The following is a 21,298-nucleotide window of genomic DNA, read 5'->3' as shown; positions in this document are numbered from 1 at the left end:
AACAATCACTCATGTTCTTTTATTACTTACCTTCTTTGTAACTTTTTGTTGGCTTTTAACATACCTTCTATTATAAACTTCAACAGCTGCAGCTAGTACCGCAATTAACAAAATTTTTCGTCTAAAAAAACATTTGCTAAAGCATAGACTATTCCTACTAATAGTAATAAATAACCGAATAAATTAGTTAACATTGTTACTATCCTGAAGTGATTATTGTCGTGTAAAAAAGTACCTAAAGCAGAGACTAACAGTAAGTAAGTAACCACCAACTGACATACAAGCACTTAGTAGAGATTAAATCAGAAATGCCAGCTCGAGCTTATGTAATAAAAAGATTTACAAAGTAGTCAAAATATACAACTTTTATTGTTTATTTTTGGTTTCCCCTTGAATCGCTTCAGTCAAATGCGCCACAACTTTCTCTTCCATCAATCAAGTCATTACCATCATGAAACGGCAGACACAAAGCATTTAAAAAGCCCAATCCCCTTACTAAATCAAGGGATACTGGGCTTTCGTTATTTTAAAAAAGTGACCCTATATTGAATAAAAGCCTATTGATTAGGATTTTAAAGCTTCTTACCTCTAATGAAGTTGCTCTTTTATACGAGAACTTTAATTGAAACAGAAAGGTGGTATATTAGCTACCGTTTTACCAATTGAGGTGAGGTTCAGTCGGATTTTCGTCATTTTTCTTAAGGAATTTCTGCAAGCCTGAAAGATCATCACTGTTTATTAAGTCGACACCAGCATTTAACAGTTCCTGCCAAACTGCTTTTCTCTCTTCAGACCGACTGTCCGGTGTAGCCCAGAATCGAACGATCCGTCCATTTTCATGTGCAGTAGAAACAATCCTGTGCAGCTTCTCCTGTTCAGCTTTTGGCATCTCCCCTTCTCCATTCCAAGAAAAGTGGTTATTCCAATTGTCACTAATTACAGAAATAAACTCATTTGAAGCATCAGAACCTAGATCACTCATGCGTCCATCATAGGTGGCATAACGGACAGTTTGACTTTCCATTAAGTCACGTGGACGGTTTCCAGAAACGATCACTGTTACGGATCCACGTTTTACACCAGATGGTACAAATTTTGTAAGCATATTTTGATAGTTGCGAAGCTGTTCATGCAATTCACGGTATGTAGCTTCATCCTCCGACTTAATATCAATCCACAGGAGAAAATCTTGATCATATTCTGCAAAGACTGGTCCTTTGTTATTCTTGGTGATTTCCGCTAAGGGGTTCAAATAAAGAGATTTCAACGTACGACCAGATTCGATCTCCTCTCGATCATGAGCGACAAAAAGATCTCCATCTTGAAGCCAGACATCTGCTTCTACACTGGTAAAGCCATTCTCCAAGGCATCTAATAGAGGACGGTCATGCCAATAATCATTATGCGCGTGTGCTTTTGATAGTGGTTGTACAGATGATGTTTCATCGGGTGAGTCGGAAACAGCCGCAGATACAGTCGTGAATGGAAATAATAATGCTGAAAAAACAAAGATCGACTTCAATAACCAACTTTTCATAGTCTCTCATGCCTCCTAAAGGTGTTGTTCTCCTTCCATACTAAAGAAGGAATTATCAATCTCAATATTAGTTACTGATAATTAATCAAACCTTTATATCCTATTTACAACCTAAACATCGTAGGTGCGTTCACGATGGGATAACTGCCGTCTGACCGTTTCTTTTTCCAACCAATACATACAGGCAATGCCTAATCAAATTCTTCATTTCCATTATCTTAGCGGTAATTTTCACAGATAAATCAGGTTATCTCGTATAACAAGCCAAGCTATGACACTATTGGATTGAATAAGGGACTTGTGGCTAAAGGAAATAGAAAAAAAAGAGATGGAATAACAAATGAATCCAATGATTTGCCTTGATGTTGCATCGACCTACTTTTATATAAAAATGGGAAAATATAGAAAAGTCGTGCATCTAAAGACTTGGTTTTGATCAATAGATCACTCTTAACATTCTCTTAAAATAAGGTTAAAAATGATCCTTTAAACTAAAAGTATCAACTTCGGTTGGGTTGATAGACGAAAACAGATATAGCTTTTTAAGTTTTTTAAAGAATGATTAGTCCAAAATTAAAGGTGGGAGAGAAAAACAATGAAAAGGCGTCAATTTTTAACGTATATGGGAAGCAGTACTGCTGCATTGGTCGCTGCTTCCTCAGGCCTGAACACCTTAACAAATCAAGCAAATGCCATGACAGCTAACCATTTGATGGATGGAGATCCAAAAGGAAAAGGAAAAGGGAAATCTCTAACAGCACCTTTTATACCTATAGATCGTACGTGGGAAAACGATCTAGTCCTTGCCAAAGGATATAGCTATAACATCGTTGCATCCTATGGAAATGTGATTAACTCTAAAGGTGAAAAATTTGGGGATGCCGCTGACCTTACTGTGTACTTCCCTATCGATAGCTTAGAAGGCGGAAATAACTCAGAAGAGGGTTTGATCTGGGTCAATCATGAATTTCCAGAGCCAGAAAATTATATGAAAATGCTTGGGATCAACCCGGATAATTTTGAAAAATCGAAGCTTGGCAGCTATCCTCAGCTTTTAAAAATGGAAAAAGAAGCTGTTGGTGGCTCTGTCATTCATGTTAAAAAAGAAAGCGGTGAATGGAAGCTTGTAAAGGACGACAAATTTAACCGCCGTGTAGACGGTACAACTTCGATTAAGCTAACTGGACCTGCCTCAGGAAGTAAAGCTGTGAAAGGGGCAACAACAGTTGAAGGAACACTTGGAAACTGCAGCGGTGGGCTGACGCTTTGGAACACGGCACTATCATGTGAAGAAAACACGTTCTACGGCGACGATTACGGATGGCCGAACTTCACGGACGAGCATTATGGATGGATCGTTGAGGTAGACCCATTTAATCTTGATCGACCAGTATGCAAACATACGGCACTGGGCCGCTTTGCTCACGAGAACGCAGCGATGGGAACAACGAAAGACGGCAGAGTTGTTATTTATATGGGTGACGATAAGCGCGACGAGTTTTTCTTTAAATTCATAAGTGATAAGAAATACAATCCGACGAACCGTGAAATGAATTTTAATCTGCTAGAAAGCGGAACGTTATATGTTGCGAATCTCGGGAACCAAGAATGGATCGCACTGGACTATGAATCGAATGAAAAACTGCAAAACTATGAAGCTAGCGGTGAAAAATTCTTCTCTGGACAAGCTGATGTGTTAACGTATGCCCGTGAAGCTGCTCGTGCAGTTGGTGCCACCCCACTAGATCGTCCGGAAGACGTAGAGATCCATCCGATTGACGGTAGCGTATTTTTATCATTAACCAACAATTCCAATCATGGAAATTTTTATGGACAAATCATTCGTTTTGAACCAGCTGAAGGGGACCACGGAAGTGAAAAGTTTACATTTCAGGTGTTCGTTGCCGGCGGAGGTGAAAGCGGGATTACATGCCCTGATAATCTTCATTTTGATAGCAAGGGCAACTTATGGGTAGTGGAAGACTTTGGTGCTACAGAAGATAATGTTTATGCTGCTTATAAAAACTGCGGAGTTTTTATGATACCAACAGACGGAAAGAACTACGGGACACCGTTCCAGTTTGCATCGGGCCCTCAGGGAAGTGAAGTGACGGGTCCCTGGTTAACACCGGATGAAAAGACATTGTTCTTGGATGTCCAACATCCAGACACATGGAATCAATATCCTGGATATGACTTTGGTCGGTCTTCTCTTGTCGCGGTACAAGGTGGCCACTTCAAAAAATAATTTGCTAAAAACGATATAAGTGCTCGAAACAAAACTTGATAGAAATCAAGAAAGTTTATCAAGTACGGGAGACATAATCACATGGTTATTGTTTGTACAAAACATGTTAAGAAAGGTTTAAAGCTGATTTATCTTCCACATGTTCTTCCTATTTCTAACGAGGATAAAGCAAATGGAAAAAATAAATGTCATCTTTGTGGGCATCCGCCTGATTATAAACTGTTTAATTATTACAATTCCAGGGTCCTCAGGATCTAAAATAGAAGGAGGTGCCGTTTCTTGCTACAAAACATAGGGATTCCAGGTTTAATCATTGTCCTTGTCATCGCGTTAATTATCTTTGGGCCATCGAAGTTACCAGAAATTGGCCGAGCATTTGGTTCTACGTTGAGAGAGTTCAAAAAATCAACACGTGAATTGGTTTCGGATGAAAATTCCAAAGAGTCCAACAAAGAAAGTTCAACACAAAAGGATGAAAAAACACTCTAGTTAGGTTTAACCAGAAGACAGAAGATTTAGTTTTTTTCTTACTTACATCTTCTGTCTTCTTAATGAGGTGATGTAAATGGAAGATAAAAATATTGAGCTTGTTGAACATTTAGGAGAATTACGGAAAAGACTCATGATTTCAATGGGATCATTCCTACTCCTGTTAACACTAACTTTTATTTTTGTACAAGACATCTATTACTGGTTAATTAAAGACTTACCAATGAAACTAGCCGTCTTAGGGCCAAGTGACATCTTATGGGTTTACCTGATGTTAGCAAGTATTATAGCTATTGCAGGGACGATTCCGATCGCTGCCCATCAACTCTGGTTATTCGTTCGACCGGCATTAAAAGAGAAAGAGCAACATGTAACGTTAGCTTACATTCCAGCCCTATTTATTTTATTTGTTGTCGGAATATCATTTGGTTATTTTGTGATCTTTCCAATCGTATTTCAATTCCTTATCTCTTTATCTGAAGGCATGTTTACAACCTTCTTCACGACTGAAAAATACTTTAAGTTTATGCTTCATATGACCCTTCCGTTCGGTATTTTATTTGAACTTCCTGTCATTATTATGTTTTTAACGAGTCTTGGTGTGTTAAACCCTTACCGGTTACAAAAAATTAGAAAATATGCTTATTTCGCCTTAATTGTAACGGCGGTTCTCATCACCCCACCTGACTTCATTTCGGATATCCTCGTCATTATTCCGTTGTTGTTTTTATATGAGTGCAGTGTTCTGTTATCAAAAGTGGTTTATAAAAGAAAACAAAAGGTCGCGGTGGCCACTTAGTCTTTTCTTAATAATTTTAATTCTAATCCCTAAAAGAAACAAAAGGGAACTGACCGGTTTCATTTGTTTCTTTATCTCCTTTATATTTTTATTGCTTTTGTTAACCCGGACTTTACAGTTTGTAAAGAACGAATTTTATACATAGCCGGACTAATCAGCCAGATAAATTCCAATTTTAAGGTAGATATCTAATTTATAGTAAGACTTTTCCGGTTAAAAGGAAAATATTCAAAATTCACCCCTACAAAAGTATTAGGCTTTGTTAACATGATTCTTTAAATCTTCAATTACCTTTAACTAGAGCTTCATTCTTCTTTTATATTGTTTTTTTATATTAGAGTTGTTCGATGAATCACACTATTGAAAGGAGCATTTAATTGAGAAAAAAACCGTTTCAAGAAATGGATGACATGTTCAAATCGGAATCTGAGCGATTATTAAGACGACCAATGAACAGAAGGAATTTTTTATCACAATCGAGCAAGGTAGCTGGAATTGCATTAGGCATGACACTGGCCAATAACTTTAACGGTCTTAAAGTGGAAGCGGCTCCTCAGTTTACAAACTACCCTTTTACACTTGGAGTTACATCTGGAGATCCACTTGCTGATAGTGTGGTCCTTTGGACAAGGCTAGCCCCTGAACCGTTGAATGGTGGAGGAATGCCTTATCACAACATTCCTGTACAGTGGGAAATCTCTAAAGATGAGAAGTTTCATAAACTTGTTGATTCCGGAACAGAGATTGCCCGTCCTGAACTCGGTCATTCTGTCCATGTCGAAGTAACAAATCTTCAGCCAAATCGACAGTATTATTTCCGATTCATAGCCGGAAAAGAGGTTAGTCCTCTTGGAAAAACAAAAACGCTACCTCCTCCCGGTGAACAACTTGCTAACCTTACGTTTGCCTTCGCCTCCTGCCAGCAATTCGAGCATGGTTACTATACCGCATACAAGCATATGGCAGAGGAAAACCTTGATTTAGTCATCCACCTTGGTGATTATATATATGAATATGGACCAAACGAATACATTGCAAAAACAGGAAACGTTAGAACACATAGCGGCCCCGAAATCATTACTCTTGAAGACTATCGTAACCGACTGGCTCAATATAAAAGTGATAAAGATCTGCAGGCCGCTCATGCTGCTTTCCCTTGGATCGTAACATGGGATGATCATGAAGTAGAAAATAACTATGCAGATGAAATTCCTGAGAAGGGTCAGTCTGTCGAAGAGTTTTTGAAACGGCGCGCCAATGCATACCAGGCCTATTATGAACACATGCCCTTAAGAAGGGCTTCCATTCCACATGGAATTGACATGAACCTCTATCGCAGATTCTCATATGGAAATTTGATTGATTTTCATGTGCTTGATACCCGCCAATATCGTGATGATCAAGCTAATGGAGACGGCATTAAGCCGCCAAGTGCAGAATCGATGGACCCAAATCGCACCTTGCTTGGACAAGCACAAGAACAGTGGTTGTTAGAGGGACTTAGTCGTTCAGAAGCGAAATGGAACGTGCTAGCACAACAAATTTTCTTTAACCAACTCGACTTTGATACCGGGGAAGGCATTAAGTACAACATGGATGCATGGGATGGTTATGCCGCCAATCGTGATCGTATTTTAGACCATTTGATCAAAGAGAAAGTGGAAAATTTAGTTGTCCTGACCGGAGACGTTCACGCTAACTGGGCGGGTGACATTAAAAAAGATTATAACGACCCAAGCTCAGAAATTTTGGGATCAGAGTTCGTTGGAACTTCTATTACTTCAGGTGGTGACGGGGCAGAAAAGCGGAAAGACACTGATGCGATATTAGCAGAAAATCCTCACATAAAATTTTTCAATGATTATCGAGGCTATGTACGTTGTACTGTCACTCCTGAAAAATGGACAGCGGATTATCGAGTAGTACCGTTTGTCAGTCAGCCTGGAGCTCCAATAGAGACAAGAGCAACGTTTGAAATTAGGGATCAAAGCCCAGGACTAAATCTTAAAAAAGATAACCCGTTAAAGACCAAAATTCATAAATCAAACGAAGTCGAAGGCGATCGTATCAAAGCACAAGAAGAAGCCCATGAAAAACAAATGAATAAAAGAGGAACCTTAACCCCCTGATCTAAATATGGATCTTATCAACTATTCCAGATTTTTAGCGACGAATTCATTTCGTCGCTATTTTTAATCTTTCTTGGGTTTAAGGATGACCTTGAATGTGATTAAATCATCGGGACGGTTCGAGACCAGTGAAAACTATCTATTTTCTCACGTTTTAGTTCAATATTACCTTCTAAATTCCCATAATCAATTAGCTTCTCCAAATAGGAGAAGCTTGGGCTTGTGTCGTATGGATCGAGCGATTAATCCCTTTCTTTCATTTGGTTTTTGCTTCCAATTATACAATTTCACAGGGGATCGTAAGCGATAATTCCATAAGGTGCTTGCTCTTACCTCTTTCGGGATATTAGCTGGTGTGATAGAAAGCTTTTTTTCAATTAAATAACGAGTTATCGTTGCTAAGTAACGCTTTCATTCTTCTCCTCTAAAGAAATCATTGGTAAATCGCTTTCTTTTTCCGGCCAATACATCCATATAAATTTGAATGATTTTTTCCTTTTCATCTATAGAATCATCTTCCTTTACTTATTCAATAATGCCATGTTGAATGACTTTCACCTTTACCTTTGGATTAAAAGTAATCGTTGGGTATATGTCTTTCCAATCCATCGTTTTCCAAGTGTCATGATGAAATGCAATCATTCTTCTGCCAATTCCGAGAGGATCACTATTTGCTTCCTGCAACTTTTTGATAATCTCATTCGCCTGTTCTGTAAGGCTTTTCGTAAGTGCTTCATTCAATTTCTTAATTTCCTTGTTGCTACTTAATTGGTCTTTCGGGTATTCTACTGCTCTGACTTCTAAATTGGTGTCTAGGTTTACTGTGATTGCTTGATCCTCACTAACCTCAATGTTTATCTGACTATTCACATCGATCACATCAACAGTGATATAGTTTAGAATTTTTGGCTCACGATCTTCACTAATTTGCTTGGTCATTCGAGCCATCTCACCTTTTTTACCACTCATCAACTGGTAAAGCGTTCCTTCATCCGGGGTCAGGGATTCGCCTGTGTATACTTGATCATTAAAAATGGCCACCCCTTTTAGATAAATAAGAGCTTCCTCCTCGTTGATATCTAATAGCGGTAATAAGAAATCCTGGCCAGGATCAAAAATTTCAGCGCAAACCAATTGAATATTTTGCTCGGGAATAATCGATGAGTCTTCAGCCCCTTCTAACAGGCCACTTATATACTCACTAACTCTAGGGACATCTTTTGCCTTCATGGAGATTATTCCTTCCGCAGAACCTTCCGCAACCGCTAACATCGCATTCAAATTACTTTTGGGCTCCCTATAAAACACGTCTAAGACTGGATATATTTTTTGTTCGGCCAGCGTACTCCCTAAGACAAGAACCTTCATTTTTGACGGGTCTATACGGTTAGGAATTTTTTGATCGATCTTGGTTCGTGTTTCTCTTGGAGTATTAGCGACCGCAGACACAATTTGGATACTTTCCTTCCCTGGACCTTGTTCCCCTTTCTCGATATAGGGAACAGAAGTCGTTGTATTGATTTGGCCATTTTCTGTTGTGTCCATCCCAACACTAAGAACCAACTGGGCATCTTTAAATAAGCGTTGATCCCAACAGCCTGTTGTGATGAGTAGACAACCTGCCACTAATAGGCCTCTTTTAAACAAGTTGTTCATCATTTGGACATCCCTCCCATGGCTTCTTTTTTGTGGAAGAGGTAAGAAGAAAGAAGTAGTAAAATAGGGATAATCAGTACAAAAAGAATGCCTAATTGTGAAACGTACGTGCTAAAACGAGAAACCAATTGCTCATCACCATTGAGGAAAAGCGTTATGCTAAACGCTAGTCCTCCTATCCAAGGGACATATTTCCAATGACTACTCGATTTAAAGAAATAAGCGATTCCTTTTGAAGCCATGTACAAATAAATCATAAAGGAAGTGGTTACTGATACGACCCATATAGATAAAAACACCAAATCAACGCGAGACAATACACTGAATTCAAATGCTTTCAACATATAAATGACTGGTTGTGGAACAAACTTGAGTTCCTCGGGGCTAAAATAAGAGAGCGTTACAAAGATGGTATACGTGTAAAATAAGACGACGACCAAATTTGCCCATGATGCCGTTTTCAGCGTCTTTGAGCTCTTGCCGATTACAAAGGGAAAGACAACCAATAACATCTCGAATCCTAATTGTGAGATCACCGCTTCCTTAGCCCCCTTTAAAAGATCAACCATTCCAGCTTCTCCAACTGGCAACAGATAAAGGAAATTAGCATCCTTTAACCCATAGGTCATGAGGAGGAAAAGAACCACCAGAAATAGCGAGACGAAGGAAAAAAAGCGACCGAGAACCTTCAAATTCCCCATACAGATGTAGATGCCTGTGCCTGTCATCAATAACGATATAATCCAAGAAGGGGTCTCAGGGAGGACCCAATTAGAAATGATTTGGCTGTGCAGAGTCAATACCAGCGCAGCAGTCATCGTGAAATAGACTAAATATCCGCAATTTAAAAGATTTCCGATCCACTTTCCTGAAATTTGAGGTACCATACTGTAAAGCATGGAGGACGGAAATCTCTGGCAAAGCAACCAAATGATCATAATGGAGAATTGTACCATGAGTCCGGCGATTAACATGGCGATCCAGGCATCCTGTTTGGCAGCAGTAAAGACATTAAAAGCAAGACTTAAGACCCCAATTCCGATCTGAGTTTGAATAATAAGGAAAAAAAGCTGTTGTTGCGTAATTTCACCTCCGATTTTTTCCATCTTTTTTCCACCCTCTCGTTTTTCCTTGCCTTTGAATCTCCTCAACTTGCGTGTCCGATGGTCTTTCATTCATTTTCCAAACCGGTACTCGGATCATTGCATCTTTAATTTCCTTCCACCTTAAGGGAGCTAAAGGGGCAAAATACGGGCTCCCAAATGACTCCAGTTTGCATAAATGAATTAAGATAATCATTAACGTAAATACAATGCCAATAAAACCAAATAAGCTCGCAGAAATTAATATCGGGTAAGTAAGTATCCGGACAGTGGTACTCATTTCATTCGATGGGACGACAAAAGAAGCAATGGCAGTCACTGCAATAATGACGATCATGACATTTGAAATTAGACCAGCGCGGACCACGGCATCACCGATGATTAAGCCCCCTACTATACCAATCGTCTGCCCGACAGGGCTTGGAAGTCGTATCCCCGCCTCACGAATTAATTCAATGGTGATTACCATTGCTAATGCTTCAACAATTGGTGGGAAGGCAATGTCAACAATGGATGCCTTAATGGGGAGAACCAAATCATCTGGAATCACTTCAAAGTGAAAACCAATAACGCCAATATAAAAACCGGGCAAAGCGATCGCAATGACAAAACTCATCAATCGAATGAGCCTCAAATAACTACCTGCAAGCCACCTCCCATTATAATCATCAGGAGTTTGATAAAAGGCAAAGAACGTAATGGGGAGAATTAGGGTTGTGGGGCTCCCTTCAACTATGACCGCCACTCTTCCCTCCAGTAAATTAGCGATTACGCGATCCGGACGCTCCGTAGCCAGCATCTGTGGGAATGGAGAGGATGGAGTATCTTCGATAAACTCTTCCATATACCCGGGGCTAAAAACATTATCTGAATCTATCGATTTGATACGTTCTTCCACTTTCTGAACAACCTTTGGATCTGCAAGACTAGTCATATAAACAATGCCTACGTTCGTGTTCGTACGCTTCCCTACCCTGATAAATCGAACGGTTAAATCGATGGTTTCAATTCGCTTTCGAATCAAATTGACATTCACAAAGAGATCCTCGACAAATCCATCGTGAGACCCTCTAACAACTTTTTCATTATCAGGCTCATCGATCGAACGATTAAAGGTCTTCACAACATGGAAAAGGTAACATTTCCTTTGCCCTTCGATTAAAATGACCGCATACCCTTTTAAAAGGGCTTGAATCGCCAGATGTAAATCTTCGGCAGGATCACCATTCGATTGAATTCTGGTCAGAATGTCCTCCGTTTTCGAAAGGGGATAAATGATTTTCTTCGTGACCTTCTCTTGATCTGCCAATGTAAAAAAATATAATAATACCATTTTATTTTTTAATTCTTTTTGCTTTAAATCATCAGAGTGATTGATTATATCTTTGATATAGCTCACATTTTCCTGAATCGAAGTGGAGATTTTTTGGGAGCTGTCCAGGCCTGAATTCTTTATAGTTTTATAGGTCTTCTTTCGTTTAAAAAAACGAGTAAGATTCATATTTTCACCCCACTTAATACTTAGCATCCAGTGTGGCCTAAAAAGAAGAGATTAATCCCTATAAAACAGTCAACAACATGAAAAAACTTATCCTTGTTCCTCATCTTTATGGATTTTCGAATCGTATTTAATAGAGTTGCGTTCAACCAACGTTCAGCCAACAAAAAAAGAGAGAGCCACTACCAAAAAGTAGTGACTCTCTCAACTAATACTACAATATAAATATCCTATTAAAGTTACAAAATGCTATGAAGAAGAGAAGTGCATGTGGGACACTTTTCTTCTCTATATTTACATTATTGAAAGGGATAGGAGTACGGGGGACGGTTCGGCCTAGACTTTTCACTAGTCCTATGGTCTCCCAATGATTCATCGTGATTGCTTATTCTCCTTCATAATTACTTTCTGGTAAGGTATCCCAGAAAGAGGTGTCAACTGACTCGATAGAATTATCAGCTAGTGCATTCAAGCTTGCTTTCATAGCTGTAACTGCCTGTTGAATTAAGTAACCATTGCTCTTCTGACCTAAGACGTAATCTTCACGATAGTGATCAGCCATTCCGCGCATTTCTAAAAGGAGAGTAGCAATTCCATACTCCATTGCTAATCCGTTTCTGCTAATTGTTGGCGCACTGCCTCCCGGATACTTAGAAAGGAGCCCATACCCCTTGGATTCTACGGCATTATAAACAACAGCACCCAGTTTCTTAGATTGTTCTCGAACCTCCCGGGCAACATCTTCATTTGTTGGATAAAGAATAGAACCAGATACGAGTTCTCCCGTGTCGCCTAATGTCGTTTGGGTTCCTTGATGATGGAGGTCTATCATATAATCAGGTTGATATTTTTGAAGTACCTCCTGGTGTAAAGCCCTCGTTTCTGGCTGTTCCCGGTCTACGTGATCACGGTTAAGGTCTACCTCATTTGCATTATATCTTGTATGAGTTCCCGATACGTAGTCTTCTAATGAAAAGTTGACATCTCCTTCTGCACCATCAACATTTAATCGTGGAGCTATGAGCACATTCACATTGTTAAGAATTTCTTGTACATTTTCTCCATTTGAAGATAGGTATTTAATAAGTTCCAGAGCGCCTTCGGTAGTTAAGGTTTCATTTCCGTGTTGCTGGGTCAAGAATAAAATGGTCGGATTGTCTTCATCCATACTGCCAAACTTAGCTAAGTATAGGTCCCTGCCTTTTACCGATTGGCCGTAGACCACCAGTTCTAATGCTTCAGAGCGCTTATCGACTTTTTCTAAGAAGCTCACCATTTCTTCATAGGAATGAAGGCGTTCGTTTTTAATCGTTTCATTTCCGCCGTAATTCGGCCCATTAGGTCCATTTTCTCCAGCTAGAACGGTTCCATTCCCTGTTAGAAATGATCCCGACGTTAATAACGTTCCGGCTACTGCTACCGTTAGAATCTTTTTCTTCACATTTATCCTCCTAGAAAAATATATTTTCTACCGTTTTATTCTTTTGGTGTGCTGCATAATAACACCATTTATTCTTTCTACTCACCACATTCCTCCTCAGTTTTTAATTACTTCATATAGTGAGTAGTTCTGTTTCTTGGTCTCCACCCCTTTTAATGACTTTCAAAACCAATCGTTTGCCCTATGATTTTTTCCAAACTAGTATAATTTACATAGGAGAGATTCAGCAGCACGGTTCTGGGTAATTCGGTCTCTTACATTTCATTGTCAAATTCATAAAACCACTTCACGATTAGTAACCCGTTTCTTATTTTGATGCTAGGTCTATTCCAATTTGTAAGTCGTGATGAACCGAATAGTAGGCGAATATATATGATGGGAAAGAGTTGAAGGATAGGAAAGGATTCTATTTCGGTTTGTTTTACTTTTTTCACTCTAGGAGGTAATGGTATATGGGGAAGAAGCGCTCGAAGCCTAACTTTCTTATTCTTATGGTTGATCAGGAAAGATATCCTTCTGTTTATGATAATAAAGAGCTGAGGGAATGGCGTAAAAAGAACTTGATCACACAGGAGTTACTAAAGGAAAATGGCTTTGAGTTTAGGAAGCATTACGCAGGGAGCACCGCGTGTTCTCCGAGTAGAACAACGCTTTATACTGGGCAATATCCTTCGCTTCACGGGGTTACGCAAACGAGCGGGGCAGCGAAGACACCCTTTGACCCTGATATCTTCTGGCTTGATCGCAATACGGTTCCAACGATGGGAGACTATTTACGGACTGCTGGTTACCAGACGTACTGGAAAGGGAAGTGGCATGCTTCTGAGGAGGATATCCTCATTCCTGGAACGAACAATTCATTACCGAGTTACACGTCTACTGGAGTACCCGATAAGCAGAATGTAGAACACTAACTTCAGGCGAGTCGATTAAATGATTTTGGGTTTTCTGGATGGGTGGGACCAGAGCCTCATGGTTCAAATCCTCGAAATTCTGGTTCATCAGCTGCGGTGGGGATTAGTGGCAGGGATGTTATATATGCTGCTGAAGTCGTTGAATTAATTGAGTCGCTCGAAAAGGAAAAAGCGACTGATAACTCCCCATAGATGATTATGAGCTCCTTCATTAATCCACATGATATTGCCTTATTTGGTGTGTACGCACAACAGAGTCCCCTATTCGATTTCAAGGTCGATCCTTCCGTTCCATACATTCCGCCTGCACCGACTTCAGGAGAATCGCTAAGTACAAAGCCAACTGCACAGAAAAGCTATCGCCGGACATATCCGAAAGCATTACAACCGTTAATCGACACCCCCTTCTATCGTCAATTGTATTATTCTCTGCAGAAGCAGGCTGATAATGAAATGTTCAAAGTGTTTGAAGCATTGAAGAACTCAAGCTTTTTGTGATCTTCCTTTCTGATCATGGCGAATTATTGGGTGCTCATGGTCAACTCTACCAAAAATGGTACAACACGTATGAGGAATCGATTCATGTACCATTGATCATTCACAGTCCTGCACTCTTTTCAGGGAGACAAAGCACAACGATGCTAACGAGTCATGTAGACGTCCTCCCAACGATGTTAGGGTTAGCTGGTATTAATCCTGATAAAGCTCAAGAAAAACTAAGCGATGATCATACTGAAGTCCACCCTCTTGTCGGTCGAAATCTCACCCCTCTGTTAAAAGGGAAAAAGAGGTTCACAAGAGCAAATGAACCCCTTTATTTTATGACCGATGATGATGTAACAAGAGGGTTAAACCAGGTAAGCGTTACAGGACAGCCCTATGACTCCGTCGTACAACCGAATCATATCGAAGCCATTATCACTACCCTTCCAACTGGGAAAGGTGAGAAACATGAGCTTTGGAAGTTTTCTCGCTATTATGATAATCCACAATTCTGGAGTAATCCAGGCGTTGAGGATGTTGTCCTCCATGAAGACACACCGGTTCCGCCGAATTCAGATCTACAATATTCCCACTGTGTGACAACGACGAAAACAACCCCTGTTCCTGATGAATTCGAGTTATATAACCTATCTAATGATCCTCTAAAAGAAAAGAACTTAGCGAATCCGGCATACCAAACACCTGAAACTCTTAAGGTTCAAAAACGCTTAAGCGTAGCTCTCAAGGAACAATGTCGCAAAAAGAGACTATCACCAAGCAGCGGCGAAGTCCCCGGTATGCCACCTTGTGAGTTTTAAAATTATTACGGGGAAAAGGTATTTGATAACACCCTGTCAATGAATTGGTTTGTATGAGAACGAATCACAAGAACCGACCCGTTGGTTACCAATAAAGAAGACGTCCCATCAGTTAAAAATGGACCAAGTCTGACAGAGAGTGCTACTTAATCAAACGTTTGATTAAGTAGCACTCTCTGGTTTAAATATGGGCCTTGAAGCGAGATGGTAGCAAACACCGCTTAAATAATAGCTCAATGTATTTAAACAATAGATTTCCTGATCCTTTGAGGGAAAGTGGATCAGCAGACTCGTTCCCGTGATTCCGAATATCTCATTGTTAGTTCATTAGACTCTCAGGCAAATAGGAAGGAATATGTTCCCACGATTTGTCTTCTGCGGATTTTTCAATTGCAGCTAAAACGGCCTGGTTTTTTAACCCATCTTCAAAATTCGGCACAGGATTCCTGTTCTCTACGACGCCATTTATGAACTCATAGATAAGGTGAATAAAGGTATGTTCATAACCGATAATGTGTCCAGCTGACCAGTATGCACCAGCATATGGATGGAGCTCTTCCGTGCAGTTAATCGTACGAAATCCCTGCATTCCTTCTTCATCGTCAGCGAAGTATACATCCAAGTTATTCATGTTCTCCATATCCCAACGAACAGACCCTTTTTCTCCGTTGATTTCAAATTTGTTTTTATTCCTATTTCCTCCCGCAAATCTTGTTGCTTCAAACGTTCCGATTGCACCGCTCTTGAACCTTGCCAAAAAGGCAACTGCATCATCGACCGTAACCTTTCCCATTTCATTACTGCTCGTCCTCGCTCTTAATCCACCGGTCATCTCTCCAACCGGCCGTTCTTTAATGAAAGTTTCAGTCATTGCGCTCACTTCTTCTAATTCACCCAATAAATAGCGGGCAAGATCAATGCTATGGGCACCAATATCTCCAAGAGAGCCAGATCCAGCAATTTCTTTCTTTAAGCGCCAGATAAGGGGGAAGTTCGGATCCATAATGAAATCTTGCAAATAGTTAGCTCGAAAATGATAGATTCGACCTAAACGTCCTCCATCGATTAGCTGTTTAACGTATTGTACGGCAGGAACAAAGCGGTAAGTATAACAGACCATATGAATGACATTGTTTCTCTTGACCGCATCATACATACGCTTCGCCTCTTCCACATTAAGTGCAAGGGGCTTTTCAATAATAATATGCTTACCTGCTTCAGCTGCAGCGATGGCGATTTCAGCATGTGAATCATTTGGCGTAACGATGTCGATCACATCAATATCATCTCGTTCTATCAACTTCTTCCAATCTGTTTCATAGGATTCCCACCCCATCTTTTCAGCCGCTTCCTTTAACGCTTCTTCATTTCTTCCAGCTATCGCCTTAAGAACTGGTTTTGCTTTCGTATCAAAGAAAAATGGAACATCTCGATAGGCATGACTATGAGCTTTCCCCATAAACTGATAACCTATCATTCCAATTCGAATTTCCTTCTTCTCTATGCCCACCACATTTCACCAACCTTCTCTTTTATTACGATTGATTTTAAGAGAGAGACTGCTTTATCGAATCCTTCTTCTGCAGACATCAAACTATCTTCATGTTCTATACTGATCGCACCGTCGTATCCAACTAATTGCAGCGTACTGATGATCTTCTTCCATATCTCTTCACCATTTCCGTATCCAAGCGTTCTGAAAATCCAAGAACGATTCAATTCGTCGCTGTATGGTTTTGTATCTAATACACCGTTCTTCGCCATATTTTCTGCGTCGAATGCAGTATCTTTCGCATGAAAATGATAAAGGGCATTATGTTTGGCGATTTCTTTAATGCTTGCAATCGGGTCCATCTGCTGCCAAAAAAGATGACTTGGATCAAAGTTTACACCGATATTGTCACCACACTCTCTTCTTAGGCGAAGAGCTGTTTCATTGTTATAAACTACAAAACCTGGATGTGGTTCAATCGCAACTCTCACATCATGCTTTCTTAGAAATTGACTTTGTTCTTTCCAATATGGAATAACCCGATTCTCCCACTGCCACTCTAGAACATCCGCAAAATCCTTTGGCCAGGGACAAGTAACCCATGAGGGATTAAGGGAATATTCGGACTCCCCAGGACACCCAGAGAACGTCACAACATTTTTAACGCCGAGCTTTGAAGCGAGTTTAACCGTTTGTTCGAACTGCTCATGGTGCTTACTGGATATCGCTTGATTTGGATGAAGAGGGTTCCCGTGACAGCTTAATGCTGAAATTTCAAGACCATGCTTCTCAATACCATGTTTGAATTGCTGAAACAACTTTTCATTATTTAACAACAGCTCAGGCTGGCAATGGACGTCACCAAGAAAACCGCCAGTGCCAATTTCAATTGCTTCCAACCCACTTTCAGCGATCCGCTCCACCGCTTCTTCAATTGAACGATCACTAAACAAAATAGAAAACACTCCTAATTTCAACACTCTCTCCTCCTATTCCGAAAAACTTTAATTAGAAATGCATCAGTTCATCAAACAGTTGCTCTGAAATCCCCTCTGGTAATGCTGCTGGCTGCTCACATGATGTGATGAGATGGTAATGCTCATTCCGATCAGAAGCATCGTGAAACCCATGCATAATATCGAGAACATGGCTTGCCAGCTCTCCACTTGCTCTTGGTGCTTTGTTGGTTAGAATCGCATGGGCCATATCTGCAATTCCGATTCCTCTACTATTTTCAATAAAACCATGTGTTAAAGGAACTTCTCTCCATTCTTTATCATCCTGTTTCCGGATACGAACAGGACCTCCAAACGTATTTGGGTCAGGGACTGATATACTCCCGTTTGTTCCATAAATTTCTATGAATGGCATGTTGTGATGCCAGGTATCAAAGCTTGTGATAATAGAAGCAACTGCCCCGCATTCGAAATCAAGCACCCCGTTAATTTGAGTCGGCGTATTCACCTGGATCTTCTCACCTTTTTTCGGTTCGCTTGAAATCGTTCTTTCAGAAAATGTAATATTCGTTGAACCGGTTACCCGTTTTACAGGTCCCATTAGAGAAACGAGAGCAGTGATATAGTAGGGTCCCATATCAAACATTGGACCCCCACCTTTTTGATAATAAAATCCCGGATCTGGATGCCAGTTTTCATGACCATGATTCATCATAAACGCAGTGGCAGCAACTGGCCTCCCAATCTCCCCGTCATCTATCAATTTTCTAGCAGTCTGAATTCCTCCCCCCAGGAAAGTATCTGGTGAATTTCCAACTAATAGATTATTTTTTTTGGCTAAAGCCAGGATCGATTGGGCCTCATCTCTTGTTACGGCAAGAGGTTTTTCACCATACACATGCTTACCTGCTGTTAATGCTGCATGTGCAATTTCTGAGTGGACAGCTGGAATCGTTAAATTAATGACGAGGTCAATATCAGGGCCACGGAGTAGCTCATCAGTCGTACAGGGTTTAGAAATACCATACATCTCTGCTTTCTTTCTTGCCCGGTCGAGATCAAGATCTGAACACGCAACAATATCAAACACATCGAACTTTTCAGCATTCTTAAAATAAATATCGCTAATGTTTCCACAACCAACTAGTCCAGCTTTTATTTTACGCACCTATAAAACCTCCCTGTTTAATTTTCACCTGCTATCTCGCAGCCCACTTCATCCCTTTTCTCATTAACTCAATGACTTCTGGCATTCTGACAATTTCTGCAACGTGCCCTAAAGAACAGTAATAGACATTCCCTTTCCCCCACTTTTTCGACCAGACAACAGGCATATCCACCTCGCCATTTTCTTTATATGGACCATCTGCAATGGGGAAACGAGTGACAGCATGCACGTTAACTGCTGGATCAACGTGCATATAATATTGCTCCGAGACAACAGTGAAATCTTCTAGCCCTTCTGTTAAAGGATGACTTGAATCCAAAATTCGAACTTGATACGTTACGCCATCATTTCCAGGATGAGCTACCCACTGCCCACCAACCATGAACTGATAATCTGTCTCCATACGGAATGAATCACCCATCCCTCCATGCAGCCCCGCTAAACCTGTTCCGTTTTCCACCACCTTCATCAAGGGGTCAAGCTGTTCGCGTGAGATTTGATCCTGAGTCCAGTTCGGAACAATCAAGTCATAATGTGATAAGTCTTCTTCCTCTAGCGTCGAAAGCGTGTTTGTTATGTTCACTTCAAACTCTTCTTCTTTTAGTACGCCTCCAAGAATATCTGCCACTTGTTCTGGTTCATGCCCTTCCCAGCCTCCCTGGAAGATCAATGCTTTTTTCATCTGAATCATCTCCATTAGTTCGATTTTTTAAATTCTCCTATCCCTTAACAGATCCCGCTGCGACCCCTTTTACGATCTTTTCTTGTGCAACCAGGTAGACTAGCAGAAGAGGGAGACTCGCCATGGTCAAGGCCGCCATAATCCCCGGAATATTAACAGAAAACTCACCATAAAATTCTCTCAATCCGAGAGGTAAGGTTGCATTTTCTCCAGAGCTAGTCAACACGAGTGCAAAAACAAATTCATTCCACATATGGATAAAGTTATATATCGCAACTGTCGACACGGCTGGTGTGAGTAACGGGAATAATATCTTCCAGAAAAGTCTGAAGTGTCCACACCCGTCAATCTTCGCAGATTCTTCCAACTCTTTCGGTAGGTCCTTTAGAAACATTGTAAATATTACAACTGAAATCGGTAATGCAAATGCCACGTAAGGACCAATTAGTGCCCAGATCGTATCGTAAAGTCCAAGACTAATCGTTAATAAATAAATAGGAATTAACGTGGTATGAATCGGAATCATCATCCCAACCAGAAATAAAATGAAAATTGGTTTATTAAATTTGAACTTCAATCGTGCAAGAGGATAACTCGCCATTGCTGAAAGGACAATGACGATCACGACAGATATCCCCGAGACAATTAAGCTGTTCAAAAAGTAATGAAAGAATTGAGAAGAAAAAATCAGCGAATAATTTTCTAATGTAAATACATCTGGCAGTGACCACGGCTTAGTCATGAATTCATATTGATTTTTAAAAGAAGAATTCACCATAATGAGAAAGGGAAACCCAGTAAAGACTAAAATGATGATGGCGAGCAGATACAATGGCATACTTCTGATTTTCTTTAGTAAGGCCATCTAAATTGCCCCTTTCCTTCTATTATCTAGCAGAAAAATGACTAGTGTGATGAGAAAAGCGATAATAAACATTGAAAACGAAACGCTACTTCCATAACCCATATTGAAATTCGTGAATGTTTCGGAATACATGTAAGTCGCCATTAATTCGGTAGAATTATTAGGACCACCATTTGTCATGACATAAATCAAATCGAAATATTTAAGCGAACCAATTATGGATAAAATCGAAGAAGTAACGATAGTAGGCATTAATAACGGTAACGTAATATTTTTAAATCGATCCCATTTTCTCGCTCCATCAATATCCGCCGCTTCATATAAATCTTCTGGAATCCCCACGATTGCTGCACGAAAGAGGATCATATAAAAAGGAGCAAACTGCCAGCAGATCGTAACGATAATTGCCCAAATTGCAGTTGATTCATTTCCTAACCACGCTTGTTGAAATGATTCCAAACCAATCAAACCAAGAAACTGATTGACAATTCCATAGCTTCCATCGTAGATAAAGGTAAATAAAATCCCTATTGCTACAGTAGACATTAGAAATGGCATGAAATAAACAGACCTAAAGAACCTCATCCCTTTAATCGGACTAAATAAGAGAAGCGCCATAATTAATCCCAGCGGTAATTGAGTTACTAATGAAGAAACAACAAGCAATGAATTATTTTTGAGCGTTAACCAAAAAACACTATCATGCATAAGATCAATGTAATTTTGTAAGCCGATAAAAATAAAGATATTATCGACACCAGACCAATCAAATAGACTGTAATAAAACGTCATGATGATTGAATACACAACATAAAGTCCATAAACTAATAGAGCTGGCGCTAAAAAACCTGCTATGACAAGCGCCTCACGATTCTTTTTTTGCCGACGTGTCTTCACTTTATCGCGGAGGAACGGAGTGTTAGAAATATAGGCTTTTTCAGTTTTTCCTTCCATAGAATCATCACCTCATTTTATTTAAAACTACCAGCTAGTAAATGCATCACTAGCTGATAGTTCAAT

The 21,298-nt window shown here is 40.0% G+C and carries 15 protein-coding genes and 1 pseudogene; 5 read left to right on the top strand and 11 right to left on the bottom strand.

Features of this window, described 5'->3' with window-relative positions; translation table 11 throughout:
• Nucleotides 1-655: 655 nt before the first annotated feature.
• Complete coding sequence (locus ABFG93_RS13515) at nucleotides 656-1,537, bottom strand: phosphatidylinositol-specific phospholipase C/glycerophosphodiester phosphodiesterase family protein (protein WP_347548543.1); 882 nt, start codon at nucleotides 1,535-1,537, stop codon at nucleotides 656-658.
• Nucleotides 1,538-2,132: 595 nt separating this feature from the next.
• Between ABFG93_RS13515 and ABFG93_RS13510 the strand changes: the two genes are divergently transcribed.
• From ABFG93_RS13510 to ABFG93_RS13495, 4 genes are all read left to right on the top strand, one after another.
• Nucleotides 2,133-3,785 (top strand): PhoX family protein, encoded by a 1,653-nt coding sequence (locus ABFG93_RS13510; protein ID WP_347548542.1) that lies wholly within the window; start codon nucleotides 2,133-2,135, stop codon nucleotides 3,783-3,785.
• Between the two features lie 279 nt (nucleotides 3,786-4,064).
• Nucleotides 4,065-4,274 carry a twin-arginine translocase TatA/TatE family subunit gene (locus ABFG93_RS13505; RefSeq protein WP_347548541.1) on the top strand — a complete coding sequence of 70 codons (210 nt, stop codon included), beginning with the start codon at nucleotides 4,065-4,067 and terminating at the stop codon, nucleotides 4,272-4,274.
• A gap of 76 nt (nucleotides 4,275-4,350) precedes the next feature.
• Nucleotides 4,351-5,073, top strand: coding sequence for a twin-arginine translocase subunit TatC (gene tatC / locus ABFG93_RS13500; RefSeq protein ID WP_347548540.1), 723 nt, complete (start codon nucleotides 4,351-4,353; stop codon nucleotides 5,071-5,073).
• A gap of 401 nt (nucleotides 5,074-5,474) precedes the next feature.
• The gene (locus tag ABFG93_RS13495) at nucleotides 5,475-7,202 is read left to right on the top strand and encodes an alkaline phosphatase D family protein (RefSeq protein WP_347552844.1); all 1,728 of its coding nucleotides are present in this window, start codon (nucleotides 5,475-5,477) and stop codon (nucleotides 7,200-7,202) included.
• Between the two features lie 525 nt (nucleotides 7,203-7,727).
• Here ABFG93_RS13495 and ABFG93_RS13490 read toward each other — a convergent pair.
• From ABFG93_RS13490 to ABFG93_RS13475, 4 genes are all read right to left on the bottom strand, one after another.
• A complete protein-coding gene (locus ABFG93_RS13490; RefSeq protein WP_347548539.1) occupies nucleotides 7,728-8,861 on the bottom strand; it encodes a Ger(x)C family spore germination protein in 1,134 nt (377 codons plus the stop codon).
• A complete protein-coding gene (locus ABFG93_RS13485; protein WP_347548538.1) occupies nucleotides 8,858-9,964 on the bottom strand; it encodes a GerAB/ArcD/ProY family transporter in 1,107 nt (368 codons plus the stop codon). The genes ABFG93_RS13490 and ABFG93_RS13485 overlap by 4 nt, the downstream gene beginning before the upstream one ends.
• Nucleotides 9,945-11,462 (bottom strand): spore germination protein, encoded by a 1,518-nt coding sequence (locus ABFG93_RS13480; RefSeq protein ID WP_347548537.1) that lies wholly within the window; start codon nucleotides 11,460-11,462, stop codon nucleotides 9,945-9,947. The genes ABFG93_RS13485 and ABFG93_RS13480 overlap by 20 nt, the downstream gene beginning before the upstream one ends.
• 382 nt (nucleotides 11,463-11,844) lie before the next feature.
• Nucleotides 11,845-12,900, bottom strand: coding sequence for a M14 family metallopeptidase (locus ABFG93_RS13475; protein WP_347548536.1), 1,056 nt, complete (start codon nucleotides 12,898-12,900; stop codon nucleotides 11,845-11,847).
• A 452-nt stretch (nucleotides 12,901-13,352) separates the two neighbouring features.
• On the opposite strand from ABFG93_RS13475, the pseudogene ABFG93_RS13470 reads away from it, so the two are divergent.
• Nucleotides 13,353-15,115, top strand: a pseudogene (locus ABFG93_RS13470) (sulfatase-like hydrolase/transferase).
• Nucleotides 15,116-15,434: 319 nt separating this feature from the next.
• On the opposite strand, the gene ABFG93_RS13465 reads toward ABFG93_RS13470, so the two are convergent.
• From ABFG93_RS13465 to ABFG93_RS13440, 6 genes are read right to left on the bottom strand one after another with little or no spacing between them, the layout of a single operon-like run.
• Complete coding sequence (locus ABFG93_RS13465; RefSeq protein WP_347552843.1) at nucleotides 15,435-16,619, bottom strand: Gfo/Idh/MocA family protein; 1,185 nt, start codon at nucleotides 16,617-16,619, stop codon at nucleotides 15,435-15,437.
• On the bottom strand, nucleotides 16,616-17,584 hold the full coding sequence (locus ABFG93_RS13460; RefSeq protein WP_347548535.1) for a sugar phosphate isomerase/epimerase family protein: 969 nt from the start codon (nucleotides 17,582-17,584) through the stop codon (nucleotides 16,616-16,618). Before ABFG93_RS13460 ends, ABFG93_RS13465 begins: the two co-directional genes overlap by 4 nt.
• A 31-nt stretch (nucleotides 17,585-17,615) precedes the next feature.
• Complete coding sequence (locus ABFG93_RS13455) at nucleotides 17,616-18,731, bottom strand: Gfo/Idh/MocA family protein (protein ID WP_347548534.1); 1,116 nt, start codon at nucleotides 18,729-18,731, stop codon at nucleotides 17,616-17,618.
• Nucleotides 18,732-18,762: 31 nt separating this feature from the next.
• Nucleotides 18,763-19,413, bottom strand: a complete 651-nt coding sequence (locus ABFG93_RS13450) for a ThuA domain-containing protein (RefSeq protein ID WP_347548533.1) — start codon at nucleotides 19,411-19,413, stop codon at nucleotides 18,763-18,765.
• 37 nt (nucleotides 19,414-19,450) lie between these two features.
• Nucleotides 19,451-20,278, bottom strand: a complete 828-nt coding sequence (locus tag ABFG93_RS13445; RefSeq protein ID WP_347548532.1) for a carbohydrate ABC transporter permease — start codon at nucleotides 20,276-20,278, stop codon at nucleotides 19,451-19,453.
• Nucleotides 20,279-21,232 (bottom strand): carbohydrate ABC transporter permease, encoded by a 954-nt coding sequence (locus tag ABFG93_RS13440; RefSeq protein ID WP_347548531.1) that lies wholly within the window; start codon nucleotides 21,230-21,232, stop codon nucleotides 20,279-20,281.
• Nucleotides 21,233-21,298: the final 66 nt, after the last annotated feature.

The organism is Pseudalkalibacillus hwajinpoensis (assembly GCF_039851965.1).
Taxonomy (GTDB): Bacteria; Bacillota; Bacilli; order Bacillales; family Guptibacillaceae; genus Guptibacillus; species Guptibacillus hwajinpoensis_E.
Note: the sequence above shows the minus strand (reverse complement) of the source record. Positions and strands in the feature narration are given on the sequence as shown.

Excerpts from the sequence above, each read along its gene's own strand:
- ABFG93_RS13510 (WP_347548542.1), top strand. The coding sequence starts at position 2,133 with ATGAAAAGGCGTCAATTTTTAACGTATATGGGAAGCAGTACTGCTGCA.
- ABFG93_RS13495 (WP_347552844.1), top strand. The coding sequence starts at position 5,475 with ATGGATGACATGTTCAAATCGGAATCTGAGCGATTATTAAGACGACCA.
- ABFG93_RS13445 (WP_347548532.1), bottom strand. The coding sequence starts at position 20,278 with ATGGCCTTACTAAAGAAAATCAGAAGTATGCCATTGTATCTGCTCGCC.
- ABFG93_RS13480 (WP_347548537.1), bottom strand. The coding sequence starts at position 11,462 with ATGAATCTTACTCGTTTTTTTAAACGAAAGAAGACCTATAAAACTATA.
- ABFG93_RS13485 (WP_347548538.1), bottom strand. The coding sequence starts at position 9,964 with ATGGAAAAAATCGGAGGTGAAATTACGCAACAACAGCTTTTTTTCCTT.
- ABFG93_RS13450 (WP_347548533.1), bottom strand. The coding sequence starts at position 19,413 with ATGAAAAAAGCATTGATCTTCCAGGGAGGCTGGGAAGGGCATGAACCA.
- ABFG93_RS13490 (WP_347548539.1), bottom strand. The coding sequence starts at position 8,861 with ATGATGAACAACTTGTTTAAAAGAGGCCTATTAGTGGCAGGTTGTCTA.
- ABFG93_RS13515 (WP_347548543.1), bottom strand. The coding sequence starts at position 1,537 with ATGAAAAGTTGGTTATTGAAGTCGATCTTTGTTTTTTCAGCATTATTA.
- ABFG93_RS13440 (WP_347548531.1), bottom strand. The coding sequence starts at position 21,232 with ATGGAAGGAAAAACTGAAAAAGCCTATATTTCTAACACTCCGTTCCTC.
- tatC (WP_347548540.1), top strand. The coding sequence starts at position 4,351 with ATGGAAGATAAAAATATTGAGCTTGTTGAACATTTAGGAGAATTACGG.